Raw genomic sequence first — 23,514 nt, 5'->3', positions numbered from 1 at the left:
AATTTATGGCACAACGGTAAATATTTCTGTTGATGAAGAAAAACAAGAGTGTAGAACACAAATGTTTGATGTAATTAGCATAACTAAAAACTGTGGTTGGGACATCGATAAAGAAATAAATATCATAGGTAATAACCTACGTATAAAATTATTAAATGATAATATTTCTCGTGGTTATCATGAGTGGGCAGACGAATTCGGGACTTATAAAGTACAAACGGTTAAAGAGTTAAATTTACTTACTCATAAATTTGAAAACGTATATGTTGTACTATTTTTCCAACAAACGCCTTACCCTGCGGTCTATTTAACATTAATAAATCGTCAAGTTGGTATTATTGGCTTTGGTCGTAGAACTGAAGCATATCCAAATCTAGAAATTACTGATTTAGCTTTTATAAACGGTGATTGTGGTTTTGCTGGGGCTTGTAACAAGAAACCCTAACAAGCTGTTAAACAAGGACAAAAAACAGTTGGTTTTGCTCCGTCGTCGCTAATTTTAACCAACTATTTTTTGCCTGTTAACAGGGCGTTAGTAGGCACGGAGGTCGAGCATGAAATCTATATTGGCGTTCTTATTAATCTTCTTTCCTACCATAACTCAAGCGGCAAATGAACATTCGGTAATCGGTACATGGGTTTATACAATCAAAGGAAATGATTTCACTGATATAAAAACATGTACTTTTGCCGCAAACAGTGATCTTAAGTGTATTGTGGAAGAGGTTGGCTATTCAGATGGTTTTGGTGATGCCCACAAATACAAAACCAAAGGTAAGTGGTTTATTTCAAATAATAAATTAACAATGTCAGAATCTGTATTAGGTAAATCAACAAGTATAAATTTCAACATTGTCAATATTAAAAGTGATACATTGGTCTTAATGTCAGAGCAAAATTTTAAACAAGTGTGGCAGCGTAGTTTAAGTGCCAACTAACAAGGCAATTATAAATGGGACGTCTAAAGCTTGGCTGGCGCTCATTCTTCGCTGATTTTAGCCAAGCTTAATACGCCCCATATTGCGGCGTTATATGCCATGGAAAGAATAGATGTTGCCTGAACCATACAATACATTATTGGTGATTTTAATTTGCGTTATGGGTGCTTTGCATTTCAGCGGAAAACTTGGAACAGTAGATAAATCTCCAGCTCTAAAATACATGATAGGTAATTACCCAAAGTTACCGAAAATTATGGTTGGTTTAGCTATATTTGTTGCGGTAACAAAAGGCTTGGTTTTGATTTTAAATAGCATATAACAAGCCATTGCAGTGCGGGACTTTTAACAGTTGGCTTTCCTCACTGCGTTCGTTATTTTAGCCAACTATTAAAAGCCCCTGAATGGGGCGTTATATGTTGTTCAGAATTCTTGAAAATATTCGTTGTTAAAACGTGGTTAAGAATTTAAAGTACGGCATTAATTTAAAGGAATAAGCCTTAATGTTCAGGGAGTGAATTCAATACTCACTTTTCTATTCCAGTTAAACTTTTAGGTTTATTTAAATATTTAAGCTTATGTGTTTTATCAAGCGCTCAGGTGTTTGCGGTAATACCGCGAAAGCTCGGTTTAACATATAACAAGCAATTAAAGTGGGACTTTTTACAGTTTGCTCGGTTTCGCTGCGCTACACAATTTTAGCAAACTAATAAAAAGCCCCTTAATGTGGGCGTTATGTGTTTCTATGGTTTAGGTGAGCATAAATGTCGAATAGTATCCATATGACTATAAAACAAGTAGTTCGCGAGTCTGGCTACGACTACGGAAGTCTTGAATTCAAACAATATGTGTTTGATCACAATATTGATTTAATAGCTCAAAAAGGGATTTTAAAATCAGAGGCTCGTTCAAAACGTAAATCTGATAAATTTCTCAAAGAAAATGGTTTAAAGCACTAGTCTATTTAGCCTTGTGTATCAAACACATAACAAGAATTTAAAGCGGGACTGCTAACAGTTTGCTCGGTTTCGCTTCGCTACACATTTTAGCAAACAATTATCAGCCCCTTAAATGGGCGTTAGAGGTAAATGGAGTGTTCTATACAGTCTGGCAATCAATAATTATTCTGATTTCATTTGGGATGGTATTACTAAGTGCTTTCTGTATTCATTCCCCGCAAAAATTAATCGACTGGATGCCAATCCTTATAAAATCAAAATTGGCAAAATATACAGACCTTGTAATTAGATTTTTGTTGGGTATTTCCTTAATTTTTTCAGCGGACACCGCTATTTTCCCAATTGTCTTCGTATGTTTTGGGTATTTATCATTAGCCGCTGTGTTACTTATATTGGTTGTAGGTACAGATAGATTAGAAGCTTTAATTATATACTTAACAGGAATATTTTCTGTTTTGGCTGTGAAGTTAGTCTGTTTGTTTAGTGTTTTTCTTTTTGCATTTATGATATTTAATATTGGCTAAAATTACCTCTAACAAGCAATTAAATCGGGACTTTTTACAGTTTGCTCGGTTTCGCTGCGCTACACAATTTTAGCAAACTAATAAAAAGCCCCTTAATGTGGGCGTTAGCACTTCAAGGAAGTATGATGAAAATTTGGAAACTATGTGCATTATTATATATACCATTATCTGGAGTTAGTTTTGCTCAAAGCGATATCGAAATAGCTTTGACTAATTTAGGTGATTGCTTAAATGAAATAGCTACAAAAGAATTAGAAAGTGGAAAATCAAACCCAGTATTAGCAACTGCTTTATTAACAAGTGTGTACAAAAATATAGGACATGATGAAGGCTCAATAAAAAACGTTGAGGATAAATATCTCAAATTGTATAGAAAAGCTAACGATAGTTGTTCTAAACAAATAGCTGAAGTTAAAAGGCTTCTTAAAGAGAAGAGCTAACAAGCCATTACAGTAACGGGACTGCTAACAGCTTGCTCGGTTCCGCTTCGCTTCACAATTTTAGCAAGCTATTATCAGCCCCTGAATGGGGCGTTATATGTTGTTCAGAATTCTTGAAAATATTCGTTGTTAAAACGTGGTTAAGAATTTAAAGTACGGCATTAATTTAAAGGAATAAGCCTTAATGTTCAGGGAGTGAATTCAATACTCACTTTTCTATTCCAGTTAAACTTTTAGGTTTATTTAAATATTTAAGCTTATGTGTTTTATCAAGCGCTCAGGTGTTGGCGGCAGTGCCGCGAAAGCTTTGTTTAACATATAACAAGCAATTAAAGCGGGACTTTTTATAGTTTGCTCGGTTTCGCTGCGCTACACAATTTTAGCAAACTATTAAAAAGCCCCTTAATGTGGGCGTTATATGTTTTCATGAATTCTATGGTTGGTTGCTTCGTTAAAGGTTTAACGTGGTTTTATCAATGGGTTTATTTAAGGTTTTAAACTTGATGTTGTTTAACAAATTTGTTCAAAGTAACATTAGGTTAGGGCGCACTTAAAAGGTATTTACTCAATCAGGTTAATGGATTAACGTCACATTTCTTTTTCTATTAGCCGGTTAAACTTTTAAGTGTGTTTATAAATTTAAACTATGTGGTTTAATCAAATGCTCAGGTGTTTGCGGCAGTGCCGCGAAAGCTTGGTTTAACATATAACAAGCAATTAAAGCGGGACTTTTTACAGTTTGCTCGGTTTCGCTGCGCTACACAATTTTAGCAAACTAATAAAAAGCCCCTTAATGTGGGCGTTAGCTTTCAAAGGAGTATCATGCCAACAAACGAATGGAATTCAATCGACGATTATTCTAAAACAGCTTCAGATCATTATTGTGCTTTTCTAGATATTGTCGGGTATAAAGATAAGTCGGATAAGTACTTTAAGGGAGAGTTCAATTTACTTGGTAGGTTCAAACGAGCTCTATCCCATTCATTAAGTATTATTAATATATCTTCCGTACTCATTGATATAAGCCAACTTAATATTAAGTTTTTTTCTGATAGTATAGTTTTATCTCTCCCCAAAAGAAGTAATGGTAACGATACTCTTTTTGGCTTGATTAATACCTGTAAGATTTTATCTGCTCACCTAAGCTTTGAAGGATTGTTTGTTCGAGGTGGGTTATCGACAGGACTACATGAAAATCATGTTGACAATGAATACGGTTTTGAATTTTTAGCTTCCTCAGCTTTAGAAAAAGCATACAAAATAGAAAGTGAACAGGCTACTTATCCAAGGATAATAGTTGATAGAGAAGTTTTCTCTTGCTTGTCTATTGAGGCTAAGCAATTACTGATACACGATTCAGGTGAATTAATTGTCCATTTTGCGCCACAGTTAATAAATAGCAATGGAGAAAATCAGGATATAGTCCTCGCTGAAATGAAACATATAGAATCAATTATGTTAGAGAATGATGACCAGCGAATTATCGATAAGTATCAATGGTTGCTCGATTATTATTATTGGACATTAACAACAACTAAGAATGTCGATTTGGATCTGTTCAAGTCTTTCGTTCCTAAATCTTTCAATTCATTTAAAATGTTGTATGAGTAATTGAAAGCTAACAAGAAAATCAACAAGGACAAAAAACAGTTGGCTTTTGCTCCTTCGTCGCTAATTTTAGCCAACAATTTTTTGCCTGTTATTTAGGCGTTATGAGTACAAGCAATGTTAGAAGTATATTTAAGCATTAGTATCATTATTGGACTGATTATAATCTATGATGGTTATTTAATAATCAAAAACCAAGGCGTCATAGGAATTGGTCAATTTGCCATGATTACTTCAACGATAGAGTTTTTGTGGGCAATTGTTTCTATAGTTGCTTTATTTGCTTTAGAGTTTCAAAATTGGCAGGTATTAATTCCTGCTCTGTATATTACTCATAACATTCTTGGTTGGGTTTACGGTTTTTGGCTAGAGTCAAAATCTCCAACTGAGAAAATTGATAAAGTCGTAGTACCTTTGTGGTATGCCAAGTTTGGTTTTAATTTTGGTGTGGTTTTTACCTTCGGCTGTGTTCTAGTTCAGTATCACATGTACTCATAACAAGCTGTTCAAGCGGGACAAATTACAGTTGGCTGGTTTCGCTTCGCTTCACATTTTAGCCAACTACAATTTGCCCCTTAACAGGGCGTTATAAGCCTTTCAAGGATTGGAGTTAATAAATGGATTTAGGATACTGGATAGATTTTATTATTGTCTTTGCTCTTGGTGTTATTCTTGTTCAAATATCTCACGGTAAATTTTTAGATACCGCTAAACTCAACCTTAATTTTAGTCCTAGCTTCTTGAAAATAATTCGGTACATGGGATTATTCATTATTGTTTATAGCTGTTATGGTGTCATCATTGATTATGCTATTGCTTCTTAAAACAGTGTGTTAGGCATATAACAAGCAAATTAACAGGACTAAAAACAGCGGACTGTTCGCTTCGCTCCATTTTAGCCCACTATTTTTAGCCCGTTATTAGGGCGTTAGCTATACCAATATGAAGCCATTATTTAGATTCCTAATATTGTTAGAGGTTATCCTATGTTTTGGGCCAGCTACTATTATGCTGGCTATGAGTTTCATATTCGTACCTGCAATTTTCTTCAGTCCTTCTCCGTTTGAGCCTGAAGTAATGTTTTATCTATTGCCTACTATTGGCGGGAGCTTAGGGCTTACAGCACTAATATGTTTAGTTTTACACTTGTTTAACCCTACACAAGGGTATCTTACACCAGCGAAAATGCGGCTATTTATAGTGTCGGGTATTGCTGCAATAATATTAACGTGTATCTTATTGGGCTCTAACGAATACGGCTTGGTTTTCTATTTACTACCAATTTTAGCCACTATACATTTAGTGTATCTTGGTCGGGCATATGTATTCAGGTATAGCTAACAAGGCCATAATGGCAATTGGACGCAAAACGCTTGGCTTGCGCTCATTCTTCGCTAATTTTAGCCAAGCATTTATGCGCCCCATATGGCGGCGTTATATTCTTCACAAATTTCAACAACGGAGATTGAATTGAAATATCCAATAGAAATCGAGAAAAGGCTTTCTGACATAGAAGAAGTGATATCTTCATGGCCTACAAAAAAAAACCTAGAAGATGTCGTAACATGGATGCTTCAGTTTGATAATGAAGATTTTGATCTTGCTTTTCGAATAATCAAAAATTTGAATGTAATTGGCCCAGACGAGCTTAATTCCGCATTAGCAATTTCCTACTCAAAATTAATGAGAAGAGCTAAAGCAAAAAAGATAAATATATCACTCAAAAATACAATGTTTGCAGCTATTGGCGGAGCAAGTAAAAGTGGAGCAATGATAGCGTACAACTTTCGCCTAATAAATGAATTGGCTTCAGCTAATTTTTTAGACGAGGATTCAATAAAATTTATTGAAGCAGGTGAAATTGAAAACTTAGTCTTGGTTGATGACATAATTGCTACAGGTGACCAATCCGCAAAGGAACTTAAAGAAGTTGCTGAGTTAATGATTCCTTTGGGTGTGAAAAATATTTTTGTTTTAACTGCTGTTGGGATGAAAGATGGAATAAAGAAAGTCCAAGAAACGGAACTTGCAGAGGTTTTTTCGGCTTTAGAGTACGATGAGAAAGATACTCTAAAGTCATTTGACTCAAGATTTTACGATGGTTTGTCATTTCAGGATAGACAAGACGTATTTAAAAAAATGTCGGGTTATGGTGGCTTAGGATATGGGGGAATAGGCGCACTTATTACTTTTTACTACAACACACCTAATTGCACATTACAGTCAGTTTGGGGAAATAGATTTGGTTGGATCCCTCTATTTAACAGAGTTTCAGGCATAACGGGCATCGATAAACATTACCCGAAGTTAGAAAAGTCTAAGCCACCTAAGAAACCAGCTCCAGAAGACAAATCATCTTTCACAGTATTTGTTGAGGGAAAAACCGATGAATTATTCTTTGATCTTCTCGCTGAAAAGTATGAAAACTTTGGCTTAAAAACCTTTGATACAATTTCTGTAGGGCCTTTGTACTCTGATAAATTATTAAAATCATTAGGTAAGCTAGCTAAAAGGTTTGTTATTGCTCTAGATAAAGATGACCCAAGAAAATCACGAATTGAGAGTGTGCAAAAAATTGTTGGTGAAGATGGTTATATTGAAATTGAAGATATCATCAAATACGCTGATATTGATGCAATTATAAAGAGTGAAGAGTTTTCAAAATACTTTGAACGAGAAATTTTTGAAGTCGATGAAACTATCTCTACTAGACACATAGAAATGAGACTAATTAGAAAAGCTCCAGGTTCAGTAAGAGAGCGTAATCTGGCAATCATTGTAGATAAATTCTTAGATGAAGATAAGATAAAATCGTTGGTTGACGCAATTAAAAGTAAAGCTGAAAAATAGAATATAACAAGGCACTTAAACGGAACTAAAACAGCGGGTTACGTTTCGCTTTGCTACACATTATAACCCACTATTTTAGTCCGCTTAGTGCGGCGTTAGCAGTAAAAGGATGTACATGTTCAAGTTTGGTATATTGATTCTCATATTACTTTTTGTTGGGTGCTCACAAGCCCCAAAAGAAGACTTAACTCAATTTCTAGGGTTTTATGTTGGTAAACCCATTTCGGAAAAATATTTGGATTCAACGTCAAATGAATATCCGACCAGAATCTTAAAATTAGAAACTAGCAGTATTGAAGCAGCAAAGAATTTTGATGTTTTAACTATACAAATTATTGAATCAGACAAATCTATTTATTCAATAACGGCAGAAAAGAAATTCAATACCTCAGATCTATGTGATAAAGAATTTCAAAAGCTATATCAACTATATAACGCTAAATATGCTCATTTAAAGCAAACTAAAAAGCTAAAAGTTGGTAACAATGTGATTAACTCCGATGACGGGTATAAATCCCTTGATGGAACTAAGCACCTTCAGTTGCTCGGTTGTTCCGTTGATGAAAAAGGTATACATCAATTAGAGTTATCGCTTTGGGACTCCGAATTACAAAAAAAGTCGGATATGCTTTGGAGTAAATTTACTGCTAACAAGTAACTAAAGCGGGACTGTTAACTGTTGGCTCAGTTCCACTTCGTTTCACATTTTAGCCAACAATTATCAGCCCCTTAGTTGGGCGTTAGGTGTAAGGGAATATGCGTTCGAGTTTAATTACAATAATCATTGTGTTTTTACTTTCTGGTTGCTACGACACTAAAAGTATAAACAAGTATTACGACACCTGTATTTCCTTAAAAAAACCGGTCACTCTTAATGATTTAGAATCATTATTTGGTAAGGTACACAGAATTGATAGAGTAAATGATGAAGTATCCCTTCATTTATTTTCACCACATGCAGATTATGTAATGCTTCATAGCTCGTTCATACAAGCAGAAGTAAACATTAAAAATCAGGTTGTAGGTTTAAAGTGTGCAGAAGATAAACGGGTGTTTTGAGAGGCTTACACCTAACAAGCCATTGCAGTGCGGGACTTTTAACAGTTGGCTTTCCTCACTGCGTTCGTTATTTTAGCCAACAATTAAAAGCCCCTGAATGGGGCGTTATACCTCTTGAGAGTTTGGGTGAAAAATTTCTATAAAAAATACGAATTAGCTCTTTGGTTTACTGCGATTCCTATCTTAATTTTAATATTCAGGTTTGAGGACGTAAGAGGAAGCTACTTTATTACAACCACCGATTTTTCCTCGGTTAATGGCGAAATCGTTGAATCTAAAATTACCCACGGACATAGACCAAATTACCGTTTTAACATCTCATACAACTATGAAGTTAACGGAGTTAATTACACTAATTCTCGTGTTGGGTTTGGCTTTAAAGGAAGTAATGATAAAGCCAGCGTAACTGAAATATTAAGCAGGTATCCCGTGGGTAAAAAAGTTCAGGTTTATTTCGATACCCAAAAACCTAACTTTTCTGTTTTAGAGCCAGAGCGTAATTCGAGGAATGATTTTTATATTGTTTTATTTTTAAGCCTCGCTGGTATATTGTTTTCAATTATTGCTGTACGGCGAGGTATAACAAGCTAATAAATAAGGACAAAAAACAGTTGGCTGTTTTCGTTCCTCAACATTTTAGCCAACAATTTTTCGCCCATTATTAGGGCGTTAGCAGGCAAAACTATTTTATTGTTTTAAGCTTTTCACTTTTATCGCTTGGCGTACTTTTCTTGGTTAACTATTTAAACTTAGTGTTAAGTTAAAGTCAGGCGTTTAATTTAAATGGTTATGCCTTAACTTTATGTAAAGTCTCAATTAATTATTTACCTTTTCAGCGTAATCAATTAGTTTAGCGGTAAATCAACAAAGTGGTTTTACTTACTGACTTGGTATCGTTGCCAGCTAACAAGTAAAATCAGGCGGACACGCCACGCTTGCTCGCGCTGCGCGCATTATAGCAAACGTGTCTTAGCCGCTGTTTAAAGCGTTAGCAGTCATTGTCATGAATATCGAAATCGACCAGTACGGATACGAACAAACATTTGTTAAAAATGCAGATGTGAAAATGTTAGCCCAATTTATAGATCCCAAAATTCCGTATATCTGGATTTTAGGGCACATGCCAAATCCTGTTGTTCAATGGTGGGAATCTACAGTTCCTGTTGATAAAAATTCCTTCATTAGTGCCAAAGTACGGGATATTCAATATGACTTACAAATACAAACTGAAGAATTTCTTGAAAATATAGACGCATTCAACGAATTTGGCATCGTACTTATCCAGTCAAATAGTCCAATGCCAGATACCCTTGATTTAAGCCGAATTCCAGAGCAACATCAAAATAGTGTATTGGCTAAGAACGGTGCGGTATTAAGAGTATTTCTTCCACACGCAATTGAAACAGCATGCGTCACTGGTATAGTTAAGGGGCATTTGGAGAAGATGAGCTGCTAACAAGCGCATTAAGCACGGGACTGCTAATAGTTTGCTCGGTTCCGCTCCGCTTCACATTTTAGCAAACTATTATCAGCCCCTTATGCGGGCGTTATATGGTTCGATAGTATGAAGTTAATTTCAATATTAGTTTTAATATCTATTACCTTATTTACTTTGGGGTATGGTTATAAAATTAATGATTATGCAACGGCACATGAAAATTGGGAGCAACCACAAGTGAATGCTCTTGCTGCTCTAAAAAGTGAAGATTTTCTCTCTATTGAAAAAGAAGCACTTGGTACAGTAATAACTTCGTTGGCGACTAATTACGATTTTCTTAAGCAAAGTTCAAATTCGAGAATCATTGAGTTAAAAGAGCTAATAAATATTTTGCTCTTAGTTTTATTTATAAATTTGGTGTGCTTATTAATTTGGGTATACAGTTTGTTCCGTAGAAAAACCATATAACAAGCCATTGCAGTGCGGGACTTTTAACAGTTGGCTTCCCTCACTACGTTCGTTATTTTAGCCAACTATTAAAAGCCCCTGAATGGGGCGTTATATGCCTGAAGGAGTTTGAGTGAAAAGTCATCCCTGGGTGAAAATATATGATGAGACACAGGAAGACTGTATTCTAGGTAATCGTGAAGGTCTACAGGCATTAAAGTTTGCGATAGATGAAGCTTTAGAAAGTAAATGTGTCGAAATCAAAGACCAGTTCCAAAGTGATTTTGGTCATATTGCATTATCAGAGCAACCATGGGACGAATCAGAAATAGAAAACAAGGAAGGTATATGGGGTATTGTAATACCTTTTATATTGTTCATTTGGATGGTTGCGCTTCCCATTTTTGGTATTTACAAATTAGTATTTTAATCAAATCGGCATATAACAAGGCGTTTAAAAGTGCGGACACGTAACAGTTGGCTCAGTTTCGCTTCGCTTCACATTTTAGCCAACTATTACTCTGCCGTTTAACGCGGCGTTATATGTTGTTCAGAATTCTTGAAAATATTCGTTGTTAAAACGTGGTTAAGAATTTAAAGTACGGCATTAATTTAAAGGAATAAGCCTTAATGTTCAGGGAGTGAATTCAATACTCACTTTTCTATTCCAGTTAAACTTTTAGGTTTATTTAAATATTTAAGCTTATATGTTTTATCAAATGCTCAGGTGTTTGCGGCATTGCCACGAAAGTTTGGTTTAACATATAACAAGCAATTAAAGCGGGACTTTTTACAGTTTGCTCGGTTTCGCTGCGCTACACAATTTTAGCAAACTAATAAAAAGCCCCTTAATGTGGGCGTTATATGTCTTTATAGGAAAGGTGAAATGGAAAGTTCGGTGATAATACTTATATCCATACTAGTAATAATTAATATTGCTGTTAGCCTATTTCTATTCCGTAGAGATGATTTAGAAAAGTTTCAAAAAGTGGGTCAAACTATAGTCGTTTGGTTAATTCCGTTTGTCGGGGCTGTAATAATGTGGGTATTCAATCGTAACCAAGAGGTTCACGTTTCCAAACAAAAACGGCCTCTAGGTGGAGAAGCACCTGGTGAACACCACGTGGGTTAGGCGACATATAACAAGTGACTATGGTGTCAATTCCTAATTCTCAACTCATTTTAGGAGCCCACATGACACCATCTCTTACCATTGAATTTAAGATCACAATCATCTTTCTTACACAGGCAATTAATGCTGTTTTTTTGGGTTTTCCTGCCGCTAATAACCGTTCGTAAGTACCTTTAAAAACTGAGTTACACTGGATTGCGGACATCATCGCCATGTACATTGCCGTTCGAATTTTGGGACGTCCCCCTCGTATCTGTCTTGTGCCCTGATAGATACCACTTTCTTTATTAAATGGCGCAACACCAATCAATGACGATGCTTGTTTATTCGTTAGATAACCGAGCTCAGGCATATCGCTTAGTAAGTTGAAAGCGACGACATTACCAACACCAGGCATGCTCTGGATTATCATGTTTTTAGTTTTATAATCATCACAGCTTTCCATTAGTTTAAGTAGTTTTTGGTCTAGCTTATCGAGCTGATTTTTAATGGCAGTTAAAATGGGATTAATCATACTGCTGATTGTTTTTGGCATGATTTTTAGACGGTTCTTTTCCATGGTTTGTAAACCTATCAATTGTCTACGACGAGAAAGTAAGTCGCTCATCAATTGCATGGTAGCGGGCTTTAGCATTGAAAGCTTGGGCTTTATCGCTTCACCGTAATAAGCAATAAGTTGTGCATCCAATTTGTCTGTTTTTGCATGCTGGCCTATGGCACCTGCAAATTTTTTGATATGTGCAGGGTTGGCTACAACAAAAGGCAAATTAGCTTTTGCGCAAGCCATAATAAAGTCTTGCTCAAGACGTCCAGTTGCTTCAATAGTGATGCGTGTTGGTTTATGTTTTTTGATTTCCTTAATCGCCTTTTAAATACCTATTTCGTTGTTAGTCACGGTGAAATAAATATCTAACGGGCGTATGTAAATATCGAGTTGTGATTTGCCAGTATCAACACCAACATTTATTTCGTTTTGATTATTTTTGTTATTCATAATAAGCTGACTCTGCCTTGCTATTCGGGCTCGAGGCCCAGTTGACTATCCGAGTTTAGTGCTTGGAGTTTTATATGGCGTTCGTACTTGTTATCGGTCTCTCAATAGAGGAGCCTGCCAATCATCGAACTACCATATAAAAAGGCTTTGGTTGCAGCCAAAGCTTGGGCCTCACACTACCCGAAAAGGATTAAAAAGAATAATAAGATTTGGCTGTTATTATCCATACAAGCCAATACAGTAACGGGACTGCTAACAGCTTGCTCAGTTCCGCTTCGCTACACATTTTAGCAAGCTATTATCAGCCCCTGATTGGGGCGTTAGTTGCCTTTAGGAGTTATATGCCAGTCTGGGCTTATATTTATTTACTAGTTGTTGTATTGGGATCTGTTTATTCGATGTATTCGATTAACCCAAAGTCTAGCTATTATGTTGTAGGTGAGATCCTTTCAACATTTGCATGTTTCGGATTGTTTTTTATTTACTTCAACATAATTAATTTGTCTCAGATAATTGTTTATTCAACTTTAATGTTTGTATATATGCTTTACTGGTCGGTTTGGGTCAACCGTCATCATTATTCTTTTTTCTGGACTCCGGCAAATGAATTTGTCCAAACAGTTGAACTAGGTGAAAATGAAACATTGGAAGAAGCCGTATTTTCAATAAAAATAATTAAACTTTTAGGTTTAGCGTTCATCTTTGCTATGTCTATTCCTGTTTATTATGTATATTTCAAAATAGTAACAGGCAACTAACAAGGCGTTTAAAAAGTCGGACACCGTAATGCTTGCTCGGTTTCGCTTCGCTTCACATTTTAGCAAGCATTACTTAGCCGTTTAACGCGGCGTTAGCACTTCAAGGAAGTATGATGAAAATTTGGAAACTATGTGCATTATTATATATACCATTATCTGGAGTTAGTTTTGCTCAAAGCGATATCGAAATAGCTTTGACTAATTTAGGTGATTGCTTAAATGAAATAGCTACAAAAGAATTAGAAAGTGGAAAATCAAACCCAGTATTAGCAACTGCTTTATTAACAAGTGTGTACAAAAATATAGGACATGATGAAGGCTCAATAAAAAACGTTGAGGATAAATATCTCAAATTGTATAGAAAAGCTAACGATAGTTGTTCTAAACAAATAGCTGAAGTTAAAAGGCTTCTTAAAGAGAAGAGCTAACAAGCCATTACAGTAACGGGACTGCTAACAGCTTGCTCGGTTCCGCTTCGCTTCACAATTTTAGCAAGCTATTATCAGCCCCTGAATGGGGCGTTATATGTTTTCATGAATTCTGTGGTTGGTTGCTTCGTTTAAGGTTAACTTTGTGCAATCAAACAATTCAATTTGGTTTTTAAACCGTGGTGTTGTTTAACAAATTTGTTCAAAGTAACATTAGGCTAGGGCGCACTTAAAAGGTATTTACTCAATCAGGTTAATGGATTAACGTCACATTTCTTTTTCTATTAGCTTGTTAAACTTTTAAGTGTGTTTATAAATTTAAACTATGTGGTTTAATCAAGTGCTCAGGTGTTGGCGGCAGTGCCGCGAAAGCTTGGTTTAACATATAACAAGCAATTAAAGCGGGACTTTTTACAGTTTGCTCGGTTTCGCTGCGCTACACAATTTTAGCAAACTAATAAAAAGCCCCTTAATGTGGGCGTTATATTGCCTTCAAGCATTGGTGTTGAATGAATCTTTTTATTAGAGCTGTTGCCATTTTTTTTGCTTTAGCGTTCTCATATCTGTCACTTTCATTTTCTGTTGGGGTAGGTGAAAACGTTAATGTTGCTTACCTAATAGTTTTCTTGCTTTTAGGTGTGTTATCTCAATCGGGATTATTTCTTTCGACTTTTATTGTTAATAGTCTAACGTTAAGATTTCTGATTGGTGTAATTATGTTACCGTTTTTTGTTTTGTTACTGAAATCAACCTTTTTTGATGCTAACTTTCTCAGTAGATTAACCGGTGCAGGTGTGCAAATTGCTTCGTCAGTTGCTTATGTTGTGGGTCTTATTGCATATATGCTTGGTTATTATAAGTTGGTTGTATTGCAATATAACAAGCGCATTAATGAAATGGACGCCTAAAGCTTGGCTGGCGCTCATTCTTCGCGATTATAGCCAAGCATTTATACGCCCCATATTACGGCGTTAGTAGCCCTAAGAGTAGATGTCGAGCTTTGTTGGAAAATATCTACCATTAGTGCCACTCAATTGCATCAAGCCTAACCATCCAATTGCATTTTGGTTTGCCACTTTAAAAATTTACGTGTTGGCAAGAGAAAATCTAATATTTATTAATTTTAAGGCCACTGTAAGATTAAAGTTGCCGTAATCAGAATTTAGAAAAATGTCATTCAGTGCCAATAATAATTGTGAGCATCCGATTTTTCTTATTTCATCACTTTGTTGACTTTTTCAACAAAAAAAGTAAATCTACGAGGTTCTACGTAGTTTATTGAGCTGATTGCTGTAAAGGAAAGTGTTGAAACTATACAACTATCAGAATAGTTAATAATAAAAAAGGGAAATTAATGTATAAAAGTATTCAAGGAATCGCTGGGGTTATTTTGTTATTTTCATTTGCCGTTATGGGAAGCGAAACCCAACTAACGCTACTGGAAAAGGAAATTGATAGAATTGCAGCAGAGTCTATTCCAGCTTATGGGCCGGGGTGCTCTGTAGGTATTATTAAGAATCAACAATTTTTATTCAAGAAAAGCTATGGTTTGGCAAACATCGAACATCAGGTTCCACTCAGTTCAATATCAGTATTTCGTATGGCATCTGTATCTAAACAATTCACCGGATTTGCGGTATTGTTATTAGCAGAAAAAAGGGAAATTAACCTTGATGATGATATACGGAAACATCTTACTGATTTGAAAGACTATGGGGTAAAAGTAACTATCAACTCAATGTTAGGTCACGTTTCAGGGATGGCAGATTACGATACACTCAAATCGCTCTTACCCAAACCACTACTGTCCGCCGCTGGTGGTCCGTTCAGACTAGGTGATGAGGACTACCTGACCAAAGAAGAATACTACGATGTCATAAAATCGCTTCCTTTAGAGCATCAGCCTGATACTCAACAGGCCTATAGTAACTTCGCTTACTTTTTATTGGCGGAGTTAGTCGCTAAAGTCAGTGGTATGTCCATGCGGGAGTACACTACAAAATACATCTTTGAACCGCTTGGTATGCATAACACTTTTTTCGCTGATGATATGCGAGAGATAGTACCTAACCGTGCCGAAGGATATAGAACATTCAAAGATAATGGATTAAAGCGTTATGAAACAAATATTTTTGTTGTGGGTGACGGTGGTCTTTACACGACACTCGAAGATATGTTGATTTGGGATAATCACTTTTATACCCCGAAATTAGGTGATGCCCCTAACAAATTGATGGCTCAATTTAATACGCCAAATAGTCAACACTCCTACGAAAACAATGGAATAACTTTTTATGCTAACGGGCAATATATCGAGCCAAATTATACGCTGCACAATGGCGGATGGATGGGCACAAGTACTAGTTATATCCGTAGACCCAAGGAGCAAGTAGCCTTTGTTAGTATGTGTAATAGCTCCTCACTCGATGCAAATGTTTTTACTTACGAAATACCGAAAATCCTAACTAAACTTAAAATATGGGATGTGACTGACCCTGCAATTTTTTAGTCTGATTTTAGTTTTTAAGAAATAAATCCAGCCAGTAGCAAAGTATTAGTTACTTTTAAAAATGACTGGCAGTAAGTCCACAATGTTGGAACAGTAGTAATTATAGAAATTAGTATTAACGACTTTTCCTAAAATAATTATAATTTTTTCTAAAAACTGATGGTTAATCTAAATGATATTAGGTAGTCAAAGTCAATGTTATTTAGTGGCAGTAATGAATGTTAATAACCGGCAGCTCTAATGAAATTGAGTGCATAACTGATGCAATTACCCATTTGGTGGTCAAATTAAGTTTTTATGCAAAATCGAATAGATGTTTTAATTGTGGTGGCTATGGTAGTTTTTATTGTAGCTGCCAAATATTTAACATCATACGAACCCACTATTAATGAGTTTGCTTTTTGGCTTGTAGGTATAATTATTTTACTGCTTTGTGGTTTAACTTTTTCGATCGAGTTCTTAACCTATAATAAGTTCAAAAGTAAAGGTTCATAGAAGCGGGCAACTAACAATACGAAATTGGAGTAAACCTTGGAACATAAATGGACTGCAATCTCTGCAATTTTTGCATCGCTTGTTTCTGCATTAGCAGCAATATCTACTACATATTTTTCTAACTCTAATTCTTATGAGTTAGAGGTATTAAAGCTAGAATCTCGATCTCTTGAGATGAAGAGGCAGCACTTTGTTGCTAGGTGTGAGTCTATGAATGAACTTCTCAGGGAAATGTCACTCGCAATGCCCACACTATATATGGCTGAAAATGAAGAGGCTCTTTTTGATAAAGTTTCTAAAATGAGAAGTGATAGTTTGATTGCAAGAAGTTATTTTAGTGATGAGACGACTGTGGTTTTCGAGGAAAGACTAAAGCAGTTAATTGCCGAAGACTTAGAATCTGGAAAAGAACGAATGGAAAATGTTCAGGTTGCTTCATTACATGCACTGTCAAAAGAATTAGAAACGTGCAATAAGTCAAACGCCTATCCGCAATGAAGCTTTTCGTATAACAAGCGCCTCAACAAAGGACGTAAAAAAGCCTGGCTTGCGTCACTTCGTTCCTAATTTTAGCCAAGCATTTTACGCCTGTTAGGCGGGCGTTAGGCTGCCAAATAACTGTTCAATATATGCGGCCAAAATCAGGGAGTTTTTCTAAATGGAATATAGTGATAAAAGTGATATTAAGTTCATGAAAGTTGTTGGTTTCGCGACTATGATGATTCCTCTTTTTAGTATTGCTTTTTCTGTTTTCGAGTACGTGAAAAATGAAAATGCGTTCGTTAAACAAAAATCTTTTGAGAACTATCACTTTTTAATTTCTAATTTTAATGGTGCATCGTCTCAAGTTTCAGCTGCTACTATTTATGAGCTAAAAAACTACCCTCAGTATTGCCAAATTACTCTGAAAATTTTAGCTTCGTATGAGGCAACATGGACGGATGAGCTTTCTCTTGAAACTATAAAATTGGTAAAGCCTGGAATAGAGAAAGATTGTAACTAACAAAGCAAGGTCAGCCTAACAAGGGAATGAATCGTGATTCGCCATAGTTTTTCATTTTTAGTTGCAAACAGCGCAATAAAATTGCCAAACTATGCTCACACATTATTCAGGCGTTAGGAGACTTAGGGAATTGAGTGTAGGTTCGCAGATAGAAAAATTTTACAAGGAAGTGTCTGAAACTCAGATTTTGTGGTTTGCTGAATTTCCAGATGGAACGATATTGGAATTTGATGTATCTGAACACCAAGTTTCCTTTCCTGTTTGGTCCTCAAGATCTAGGATTCTAAGGTTGAAGAAACTGGCTCCTGAATTACTGAGTGAAGTAGAACCTATTCAAATGTCTTGGAGTGAGTTCAAAGAATCAATGGTGCCTATTCTTGAGAAAAAAGAAAGGCTGGTAAATTTGAATTTAAGTGGCAAAGACTTAACGGGCTTTGACTTGAAGTTAAGTTCTTTAATTTCCAATTTGGACGCGCAAATTAACGTCTCCTAACAAGGCAATTATAAATGGGACGTCTAAAGCTTGGCTGGCGCTCATTCTTCGCAATTATAGCCAAGCATTTATACGCCCCATATTGCGGCGTTATATTAGCAAGGGAAGCTATGCGTAAATTTATAGTATTGGTAAGCTTTCTACTTTTGCAGGGATGCACCATTTATCCAGGGACATATTACGCACCTATTTCAAAAGTAGGTGAGGTTATTTCCGTAGGTCATTGTGGAGATAACTCCCCTTCAAAACTTATTTTGAAAAATGATAATGTTCAGGTATCTGCACAGGCAGGTGATGTTCATATTAATTATGATCAAACATGGATTTGGTTTGAGGTCGAATCCAAAGATTTATTCGAATTACAGTTACTTTCTGAAAACATTGCTTTTGAGATAGATGAAAAGCAAGTTTTCCCTCTAGAAGTCAGCCATTTTTACCGAGTGTCAGAAAACGAGTGGCACTCCCAAGAAATCAAGGCGTTGGCAGATATACCAAAATTCAGTCATAAAACTAACTACTTTAAGTTGGTATTCAAGTTTAGAAAGCAAAAAAATATTAGTTTAAGGATTAATGAGCTCCTAATAAATGAGGGTTCACTGCCAATTGACGTTGAGTTTAAAACCGTTGAAAAAATTAGGATTTCGGCAATAAATTGCTAATATAACAAGCGCATAAAGTGAAGGGACTGCTAACGCTTGGCTCGGTTCCGCTTCGCTGCACAAGTATAGCCAAGCATTATCAGCCCCTTATGCGGGCGTTATATGTTTTCATGAATTCTGTGGTTGGTTGCTTCGTTAAAAGTTTAACGTGGTTTTATCAAAGGGTTTATTTAAGGTTTTAAACTTGGTGTTGTTTAACAAATTTGTTCAAAGTAACATTAGGTTAGGGCGCACTTAAAAGGTATTTACTTAATCAGGTTAATGGATTAACGTCACATTTCTTTTTCTATTAGCTTGTTAAACTTTTAAGTGTGTTTATAAATTTAAACTATGTGGTTTAATCAAGTGCTCAGGTGTTGGCGGCAGTGCCGCGAAAGTTTGGTTTAACATATAACAAGCAATTAAAGCGGGACTTTTTACAGTTTGCTCGGTTTCGCTGCGCTACACAATTTTAGCAAACTAATAAAAAGCCCCTTAATGTGGGCGTTAGCAATACAAGGATAGTCATGCGTAATTATCTAGTTATTTTATTTATTTTCTCCTTTAATGCATTTGCCGCTGATTTAAAAGAACTTCAAGGAATATATGAAGGTATCGAACTAAATAGAAATGATGAAATAAAAGGCATTTCTTACTTCTATATTGATTTATTAAAACCTGAGGGTGAATTTGTATATAAAGACAACCTATCAAGCACAGAAAAAGGTTTAGAATGTAAAATTGATAGTGCGAATATCCTTTGGAGCAATCCCGTTGCTAGAATACCAATGCATTGCGAAGGGGTAGCCTATAAATATGAATTAATTTTCGTTCTCGATGCTTCAATGCTAAAAGGTTCTACTTATTCCCTTAACAGTGATGCTTTGGTTACACTATTGCTAAAGGGTAATGATGTGTCTAGCGAGATGGCGTCTATGTGGGTGGTAAGAACAGAAAAGAAGCTACTCTTAGAGCAGCTAGAAAATGCAGTACCCTACAAAAAATAATGTATTGCTAACAAGCCAATGCAGGCAGGGACTTTTAACAGTTGGCTTCCCTCACTGCGTTCGTTATTTTAGCCAACTGTATAAAAGCCCCTGATTGGGGCGTTAGGCAGACAAAAGTAATTAATTTGAAAAGGAGTTCATTTTGGGTGGAATAAGTGTTTGGCAAATACTAGTAATTTTAGCAATTCTTATATTAACTGTATTGCCATGGATACTGGCATTAGCTTCTAGAAAAGTTGAAGGACTGGAAAAAATCATTTGGTTTTTATCGGCCTTTTTTGCTTCTTGGCTCGGTTACTTTGTTTTTTACTTCGTTGTTGTCAGGAATAAGTCGTCATCATCAAGCTTTGAAAGAAGGCCTCATAGAGATGAAAATGGGCGGCTAATTCGATAGTCTGCCTAACAAGGTAATTATGGATGGGACGTCTAAAGCTTGGCTGGCGCTCATTCTTCGCGATTATAGCCAAGCATTTATACGCCCCATATTACGGCGTTAGTTGTAATAAGGAAATTCAGCATTTGAATCTAGCTACATTAACTATTCGAGGCTCAAAAGAAGAGCTAGAAATAGCCAAATCAAAAATTCCACTTACACCATACAGGAGTTGGTCTTTGGGTGACGCCATCACAAATAGTAAAACATATGATGATTTTGGCTATGAGTATGAAATTGCTGATACTGATACTCCCGCAGGACTTACTCAAAAAATAGAAGCGTTTCTTAATCAATTGCACGAGCAATCTATAAACTTTAATAAGTTGGGCGTATCTGCTGAGTTATCACTTGGAATAGGTGTTGGTGATGAGGTTCAATATATTGCTTCACATCAGTTTTCGCTAAATATCATAGAACTATTAGTTAAAACTGGTTTGTCTTTGGAATATTCTGCCTACCCAGTAGGTGAAGAGTAAATTACAACTAACAAGAATTTAAAGCGGGACTGCTAACAGTTTGCTCGGTTTCGCTTCGCTAAACATTTTAGCAAACTATTTTCAGCCCCTTAAATGGGCGTTATATTTTAAAGGTGAATGGATTTGCTCTTCGAGTTGTTTGAACGTCAGATAACAAAAATAAATACTTTAATTCTTGTTTTGGTTGCTTTATCTGTACCAGTTCTTTTTTTTGTCATTATCTATGGCCTAGCAGGAGGTACGTCAGAATATTATTACCTTATATCTATCTCTTACGTTGGTGTCTTTTTATTTGGAATAAAAACTTTTTTCAATCCTAGATTTATTATTGGTACAATTATTTTTAGTTCGTTAATCTTGTTAGGCTTTTCTTTAGATTCTCTATATTGGGAAAGCCATAATGATGAATTATGTAAAGAGGTTAAAGAAAACCCATCTTGCACCGAATCCCAATATGGATTTAGCTGCAAAAATACCGATGGTGGTTCCTCACATGTTTCTAAGTCTATTTGTAATTAAAATATAACAAGTGACTATGGTGTCAATTCCTAATTCTCAACTCATTTTAGGATCCCACATGACACCATCTCTTACCATTGAATTTAAGATCACAATCATCTTTCTTATACAGGCAATTAATGCTGTTTTTTTTGGTTTTCCTGCCGCTAATAACCGTTCGTAAGTACCTTTAAAAACTGAGTTACATTGGATTGCGGACATCATCGCCATGTACATTGCCGTTCGAATTTTGGGACGTCCTCCTCGTATCTGTCTTGTGCCACGATAGATACCACTTTCTTTATTAAATGGCGCAACACCAATCAATGACGATGCTTGTTTATTTGTTAGATAACCGAGCTCAGGCATATCGCTTAGTAAGTTGAAAGCGACGACATTACCAACACCAGGCATGCTCTGGATTATCATGTTTTTAGTTTTATAATCCTCACAGCTTTCCATTAATTTAAGTAGTTTTTGGTCTAGCTTATCGAGCTGATTTTTAATGGCAGTTAAAATGGGATTAATCATACTGCTGATTGTTTTTGGCATGATTTTTAGACGGTTCTTTTCCATGGTTTGTAAACCTATCAATTGTCTACGACGAGAAAGTAAGTCGCTCATCAATTGCATGGTAGCGGGCTTTAGCATTGAAAGCTTGGGCTTTATCGCTTCACCGTAATAAGCAATAAGTTGTGCATCCAATTTGTCTGTTTTTGCATGCTGGCCTATGGCACCTGCAAATTTTTTGATATGTGCAGGGTTGGCTACAACAAAAGGCAAATTAGCTTTTGCGCAAGCCATAATAAAGTCTTGCTCAAGACGTCCAGTTGCTTCAATAGTGATGCGTGTTGGTTTATATTTTTTGATTTCCTTAATCGCCTTTTTAATACCTATTTCGTCGTTAGTCACGGTGAAATAAATATCTAACGGGCGTATGTAAATATCGAGTTGTGATTTGCCAGTATCAACACCAACATTTATTTCGTTTTGATTATTTTTGTTATTCATAATAAGCTGACTCTGCCTTGCTATTCGGGCTCGAGGCCCAGTTGACTATCCGAGTTTAGTGCTTGGAGTTTTATATGGCGTTCGTACTTGTTATCGGTCTCTCAATAGAGGAGCCTGCCAATCATCGAACTACCATATAAAAAGGCTTTGGTTGCAGCCAAAGCTTGGGCCTCACACTACCCGAAAAGGATTAAAAAGAATAATAAGATTTGGCTGTTATTATCCATACAAGCCAATACAGTAACGGGACTGCTAACAGCTTGCTCAGTTCCGCTTCGCTACACATTTTAGCAAGCTATTATCAGCCCCTGATTGGGGCGTTAGCTGTACAAGGAGTTACATTGAACATCATCAAACAATCAAGCTTATTTACTTTGTTTCTGATAATTTTTAGTTTCATACTGCGCTATTACTCCGTATACAAATCAGGTGCCGATATTCATGTTTTGGCAATCGTGGCTAGCGTGATACTGGCTGGTTTAGTGGGCGGTGCAGGCTTCTACTTAGGGCAACTTAAAATTAAGGAGTCAATAGCAGTAAAGCATTTGGCGTTTTTGTCGGTATTCGTTTATTTGTTATCGCATACTACTAGTAATTTATTGGGGCTGTATCAAATTTCTTGGTTTGCATACGCAGCGGTACTTTTTGTTCTAGCATTCGTAACTGCATTACGCGCTCCAAAAATGTTTAATAAAGAAAAGTACAGCTAACAAGGCAATTATGCGTGGGACGTCTAAAGCTTGGCTGGCGCTCATTCTTCGCTAATTTTAGCCAAGCTTAATACGCCCCATATTGCGGCGTTAGAAGCCTTTAGGAAATTATGCCTCGTCGTCGAGAATTGAAAGGAATCACAATCAATTTTGCCAAACTATTAAGTGGGCGAAATAACGATTATTTAGGGTACTGGGCAGTTGGTCAGTTGTTCTTGTTGGCACAAGAAAATAATGTTGAATCTATTACTTTATATTTATTAGCCTTACGTAATAGCCTTCATTCACCTCAGGTGTTTGAAATGTGCCAACAAATGAAAGCCCAACTAGAACGGTTGCTTAAGGCGCAGAAGACTCCGCTCGAATGGGTTAAATCTGTTTCAGTTGAGTTTAGTTTCAACCAAGAGTACCAAGAAAAGTTTCACTATTGGCGCTCTGCATTAGGTAAGCATTATTTGGTTGCAGTCGAAATCGAGACTGATTTAGGTTATATAAATAAGGCTCTGGAAGGTGGTAATGTAAATCCACACGATCCAACCAAAGAACATCGGAGTAATCGGCTTCTAACAAGTCATTAAAGCAGGACAAAAAATAGTTGGCTTTTGCTCCTGCGTCGCTAATTTTAGCCAACAATTTTTTGCCTCTTAATGAGGCGTTATATAG

Annotated in this window: 28 protein-coding genes and 1 pseudogene; 27 read left to right on the top strand and 2 right to left on the bottom strand. The window is 36.1% G+C overall.

The genetic code is table 11. From position 1 onward, the window contains the following. Nucleotides 1-61 precede the first annotated feature (61 nt). The 14 genes from QQK06_RS00325 (at nt 62) to QQK06_RS00260 (ending at nt 10,693) form a co-directional block, all read left to right on the top strand. The gene (locus QQK06_RS00325; RefSeq protein ID WP_284242518.1) at nt 62-445 is read left to right on the top strand and encodes a hypothetical protein; all 384 of its coding nucleotides are present in this window, start codon (nt 62-64) and stop codon (nt 443-445) included. A 109-nt stretch (nt 446-554) separates the two neighbouring features. Further along, the gene (locus QQK06_RS00320) at nt 555-938 is read left to right on the top strand and encodes a hypothetical protein (RefSeq protein ID WP_284242517.1); all 384 of its coding nucleotides are present in this window, start codon (nt 555-557) and stop codon (nt 936-938) included. A 112-nt stretch (nt 939-1,050) separates the two neighbouring features. Continuing rightward, complete coding sequence (locus QQK06_RS00315) at nt 1,051-1,260, top strand: hypothetical protein (protein ID WP_284242516.1); 210 nt, start codon at nt 1,051-1,053, stop codon at nt 1,258-1,260. 442 nt (nt 1,261-1,702) lie between these two features. Beyond that, on the top strand, nt 1,703-1,897 hold the full coding sequence (locus QQK06_RS00310) for a hypothetical protein (RefSeq protein WP_284242514.1): 195 nt from the start codon (nt 1,703-1,705) through the stop codon (nt 1,895-1,897). 619 nt (nt 1,898-2,516) lie between these two features. Next, the gene (locus QQK06_RS00305) at nt 2,517-2,861 is read left to right on the top strand and encodes a hypothetical protein (protein WP_284242484.1); all 345 of its coding nucleotides are present in this window, start codon (nt 2,517-2,519) and stop codon (nt 2,859-2,861) included. 822 nt (nt 2,862-3,683) lie between these two features. Continuing rightward, nucleotides 3,684-4,472 carry a hypothetical protein gene (locus QQK06_RS00300; protein WP_284242512.1) on the top strand — a complete coding sequence of 263 codons (789 nt, stop codon included), beginning with the start codon at nt 3,684-3,686 and terminating at the stop codon, nt 4,470-4,472. Nucleotides 4,473-4,586: 114 nt separating this feature from the next. After that, nucleotides 4,587-4,967, top strand: coding sequence for a hypothetical protein (locus QQK06_RS00295; protein WP_284242511.1), 381 nt, complete (start codon nt 4,587-4,589; stop codon nt 4,965-4,967). Nucleotides 4,968-5,086: 119 nt separating this feature from the next. After that, nucleotides 5,087-5,293 (top strand): hypothetical protein, encoded by a 207-nt coding sequence (locus QQK06_RS00290; protein WP_284242510.1) that lies wholly within the window; start codon nt 5,087-5,089, stop codon nt 5,291-5,293. Nucleotides 5,294-5,894: 601 nt separating this feature from the next. Further along, entirely contained in the window at nt 5,895-7,319 is a 1,425-nt protein-coding gene (locus QQK06_RS00285) for a phosphoribosyltransferase (RefSeq protein ID WP_284242509.1), read from the top strand. A gap of 115 nt (nt 7,320-7,434) precedes the next feature. Then, entirely contained in the window at nt 7,435-7,977 is a 543-nt protein-coding gene (locus tag QQK06_RS00280) for a hypothetical protein (protein WP_284242508.1), read from the top strand. 527 nt (nt 7,978-8,504) lie between these two features. Then, the gene (locus tag QQK06_RS00275; protein ID WP_284242507.1) at nt 8,505-8,969 is read left to right on the top strand and encodes a DUF3592 domain-containing protein; all 465 of its coding nucleotides are present in this window, start codon (nt 8,505-8,507) and stop codon (nt 8,967-8,969) included. Nucleotides 8,970-9,381: 412 nt separating this feature from the next. Next, entirely contained in the window at nt 9,382-9,834 is a 453-nt protein-coding gene (locus QQK06_RS00270) for a hypothetical protein (RefSeq protein WP_284242506.1), read from the top strand. A gap of 108 nt (nt 9,835-9,942) precedes the next feature. Then, a complete protein-coding gene (locus QQK06_RS00265) occupies nt 9,943-10,284 on the top strand; it encodes a hypothetical protein (protein ID WP_284242505.1) in 342 nt (113 codons plus the stop codon). 112 nt (nt 10,285-10,396) lie between these two features. Beyond that, nucleotides 10,397-10,693 carry a hypothetical protein gene (locus QQK06_RS00260; protein WP_284242504.1) on the top strand — a complete coding sequence of 99 codons (297 nt, stop codon included), beginning with the start codon at nt 10,397-10,399 and terminating at the stop codon, nt 10,691-10,693. Nucleotides 10,694-11,435: 742 nt separating this feature from the next. On the opposite strand, the pseudogene QQK06_RS00255 reads toward QQK06_RS00260, so the two are convergent. Further along, nucleotides 11,436-12,389 (bottom strand): annotated as a pseudogene (locus tag QQK06_RS00255) (IS110 family RNA-guided transposase). 209 nt (nt 12,390-12,598) lie between these two features. Here QQK06_RS00255 and QQK06_RS00250 point away from each other — a divergent pair. The 11 genes from QQK06_RS00250 (at nt 12,599) to QQK06_RS00200 (ending at nt 21,151) form a co-directional block, all read left to right on the top strand. Beyond that, entirely contained in the window at nt 12,599-13,147 is a 549-nt protein-coding gene (locus tag QQK06_RS00250; protein WP_284242503.1) for a hypothetical protein, read from the top strand. 110 nt (nt 13,148-13,257) lie between these two features. Then, nucleotides 13,258-13,575, top strand: a complete 318-nt coding sequence (locus tag QQK06_RS00245; protein ID WP_284242502.1) for a hypothetical protein — start codon at nt 13,258-13,260, stop codon at nt 13,573-13,575. Nucleotides 13,576-14,084: 509 nt separating this feature from the next. Continuing rightward, nucleotides 14,085-14,483, top strand: coding sequence for a hypothetical protein (locus tag QQK06_RS00240; protein ID WP_284242501.1), 399 nt, complete (start codon nt 14,085-14,087; stop codon nt 14,481-14,483). A 446-nt stretch (nt 14,484-14,929) separates the two neighbouring features. Then, nucleotides 14,930-16,084 (top strand): serine hydrolase domain-containing protein, encoded by a 1,155-nt coding sequence (locus tag QQK06_RS00235; protein WP_284242500.1) that lies wholly within the window; start codon nt 14,930-14,932, stop codon nt 16,082-16,084. A gap of 531 nt (nt 16,085-16,615) precedes the next feature. Next, nucleotides 16,616-17,077, top strand: coding sequence for a hypothetical protein (locus QQK06_RS00230; RefSeq protein ID WP_284242499.1), 462 nt, complete (start codon nt 16,616-16,618; stop codon nt 17,075-17,077). 160 nt (nt 17,078-17,237) lie between these two features. Continuing rightward, nucleotides 17,238-17,582: a hypothetical protein gene (locus tag QQK06_RS00225; RefSeq protein ID WP_284242498.1), complete on the top strand. Its 345-nt coding sequence runs from the start codon at nt 17,238-17,240 to the stop codon at nt 17,580-17,582. Nucleotides 17,583-17,712: 130 nt separating this feature from the next. Then, the gene (locus QQK06_RS00220; RefSeq protein ID WP_284242497.1) at nt 17,713-18,075 is read left to right on the top strand and encodes a DUF2750 domain-containing protein; all 363 of its coding nucleotides are present in this window, start codon (nt 17,713-17,715) and stop codon (nt 18,073-18,075) included. Between the two features lie 14 nt (nt 18,076-18,089). Continuing rightward, entirely contained in the window at nt 18,090-18,734 is a 645-nt protein-coding gene (locus QQK06_RS00215; RefSeq protein WP_284242496.1) for a hypothetical protein, read from the top strand. 506 nt (nt 18,735-19,240) lie between these two features. Continuing rightward, nucleotides 19,241-19,720, top strand: a complete 480-nt coding sequence (locus tag QQK06_RS00210; RefSeq protein WP_284242495.1) for a hypothetical protein — start codon at nt 19,241-19,243, stop codon at nt 19,718-19,720. A gap of 417 nt (nt 19,721-20,137) precedes the next feature. Next, on the top strand, nt 20,138-20,632 hold the full coding sequence (locus QQK06_RS00205; protein WP_284242494.1) for a DUF4279 domain-containing protein: 495 nt from the start codon (nt 20,138-20,140) through the stop codon (nt 20,630-20,632). A gap of 135 nt (nt 20,633-20,767) precedes the next feature. Next, a complete protein-coding gene (locus QQK06_RS00200; protein ID WP_284242465.1) occupies nt 20,768-21,151 on the top strand; it encodes a hypothetical protein in 384 nt (127 codons plus the stop codon). A gap of 36 nt (nt 21,152-21,187) precedes the next feature. On the opposite strand, the gene QQK06_RS00195 is transcribed toward QQK06_RS00200, so the two are convergent. Continuing rightward, nucleotides 21,188-22,141: an IS110 family RNA-guided transposase gene (locus QQK06_RS00195; RefSeq protein ID WP_284242493.1), complete on the bottom strand. Its 954-nt coding sequence runs from the start codon at nt 22,139-22,141 to the stop codon at nt 21,188-21,190. A gap of 209 nt (nt 22,142-22,350) precedes the next feature. Between QQK06_RS00195 and QQK06_RS00190 the strand changes: the two genes are divergently transcribed. Together QQK06_RS00190 and QQK06_RS00185 are read left to right on the top strand one after the other, a co-directional pair. Further along, nucleotides 22,351-22,851, top strand: a complete 501-nt coding sequence (locus QQK06_RS00190; protein ID WP_284242492.1) for a hypothetical protein — start codon at nt 22,351-22,353, stop codon at nt 22,849-22,851. Nucleotides 22,852-22,961: 110 nt separating this feature from the next. Further along, on the top strand, nt 22,962-23,429 hold the full coding sequence (locus QQK06_RS00185) for a hypothetical protein (protein WP_284242491.1): 468 nt from the start codon (nt 22,962-22,964) through the stop codon (nt 23,427-23,429). Nucleotides 23,430-23,514 lie beyond the last annotated feature (85 nt).

It is taken from the genome of Thalassotalea insulae, assembly GCF_030161395.1.
GTDB lineage: Bacteria > Pseudomonadota > Gammaproteobacteria > Enterobacterales > Alteromonadaceae > Thalassotalea_E > Thalassotalea_E insulae.
Note: the sequence above shows the minus strand (reverse complement) of the source record. Positions and strands in the feature narration are given on the sequence as shown.

What these genes read in the sequence shown, in the direction of transcription:
- QQK06_RS00240 (WP_284242501.1), top strand. Translation starts at nt 14,085, where the DNA reads ATGAATCTTTTTATTAGAGCTGTTGCCATTTTTTTTGCTTTAGCGTTC.
- QQK06_RS00205 (WP_284242494.1), top strand. Translation starts at nt 20,138, where the DNA reads ATGGGACGTCTAAAGCTTGGCTGGCGCTCATTCTTCGCGATTATAGCC.
- QQK06_RS00290 (WP_284242510.1), top strand. Translation starts at nt 5,087, where the DNA reads ATGGATTTAGGATACTGGATAGATTTTATTATTGTCTTTGCTCTTGGT.
- QQK06_RS00195 (WP_284242493.1), bottom strand. Translation starts at nt 22,141, where the DNA reads ATGAATAACAAAAATAATCAAAACGAAATAAATGTTGGTGTTGATACT.
- QQK06_RS00265 (WP_284242505.1), top strand. Translation starts at nt 9,943, where the DNA reads ATGAAGTTAATTTCAATATTAGTTTTAATATCTATTACCTTATTTACT.
- QQK06_RS00270 (WP_284242506.1), top strand. Translation starts at nt 9,382, where the DNA reads ATGAATATCGAAATCGACCAGTACGGATACGAACAAACATTTGTTAAA.
- QQK06_RS00295 (WP_284242511.1), top strand. Translation starts at nt 4,587, where the DNA reads ATGTTAGAAGTATATTTAAGCATTAGTATCATTATTGGACTGATTATA.
- QQK06_RS00285 (WP_284242509.1), top strand. Translation starts at nt 5,895, where the DNA reads ATGGCGGCGTTATATTCTTCACAAATTTCAACAACGGAGATTGAATTG.
- QQK06_RS00235 (WP_284242500.1), top strand. Translation starts at nt 14,930, where the DNA reads ATGTATAAAAGTATTCAAGGAATCGCTGGGGTTATTTTGTTATTTTCA.
- QQK06_RS00310 (WP_284242514.1), top strand. Translation starts at nt 1,703, where the DNA reads ATGTCGAATAGTATCCATATGACTATAAAACAAGTAGTTCGCGAGTCT.
- QQK06_RS00280 (WP_284242508.1), top strand. Translation starts at nt 7,435, where the DNA reads ATGTTCAAGTTTGGTATATTGATTCTCATATTACTTTTTGTTGGGTGC.
- QQK06_RS00225 (WP_284242498.1), top strand. Translation starts at nt 17,238, where the DNA reads ATGGAATATAGTGATAAAAGTGATATTAAGTTCATGAAAGTTGTTGGT.
- QQK06_RS00210 (WP_284242495.1), top strand. Translation starts at nt 19,241, where the DNA reads ATGCGTAATTATCTAGTTATTTTATTTATTTTCTCCTTTAATGCATTT.
- QQK06_RS00305 (WP_284242484.1), top strand. Translation starts at nt 2,517, where the DNA reads ATGTGGGCGTTAGCACTTCAAGGAAGTATGATGAAAATTTGGAAACTA.
- QQK06_RS00215 (WP_284242496.1), top strand. Translation starts at nt 18,090, where the DNA reads ATGGGACGTCTAAAGCTTGGCTGGCGCTCATTCTTCGCAATTATAGCC.
- QQK06_RS00300 (WP_284242512.1), top strand. Translation starts at nt 3,684, where the DNA reads ATGCCAACAAACGAATGGAATTCAATCGACGATTATTCTAAAACAGCT.
- QQK06_RS00315 (WP_284242516.1), top strand. Translation starts at nt 1,051, where the DNA reads ATGTTGCCTGAACCATACAATACATTATTGGTGATTTTAATTTGCGTT.
- QQK06_RS00325 (WP_284242518.1), top strand. Translation starts at nt 62, where the DNA reads ATGTTTGATGTAATTAGCATAACTAAAAACTGTGGTTGGGACATCGAT.
- QQK06_RS00320 (WP_284242517.1), top strand. Translation starts at nt 555, where the DNA reads ATGAAATCTATATTGGCGTTCTTATTAATCTTCTTTCCTACCATAACT.
- QQK06_RS00185 (WP_284242491.1), top strand. Translation starts at nt 22,962, where the DNA reads ATGCCTCGTCGTCGAGAATTGAAAGGAATCACAATCAATTTTGCCAAA.
- QQK06_RS00245 (WP_284242502.1), top strand. Translation starts at nt 13,258, where the DNA reads ATGATGAAAATTTGGAAACTATGTGCATTATTATATATACCATTATCT.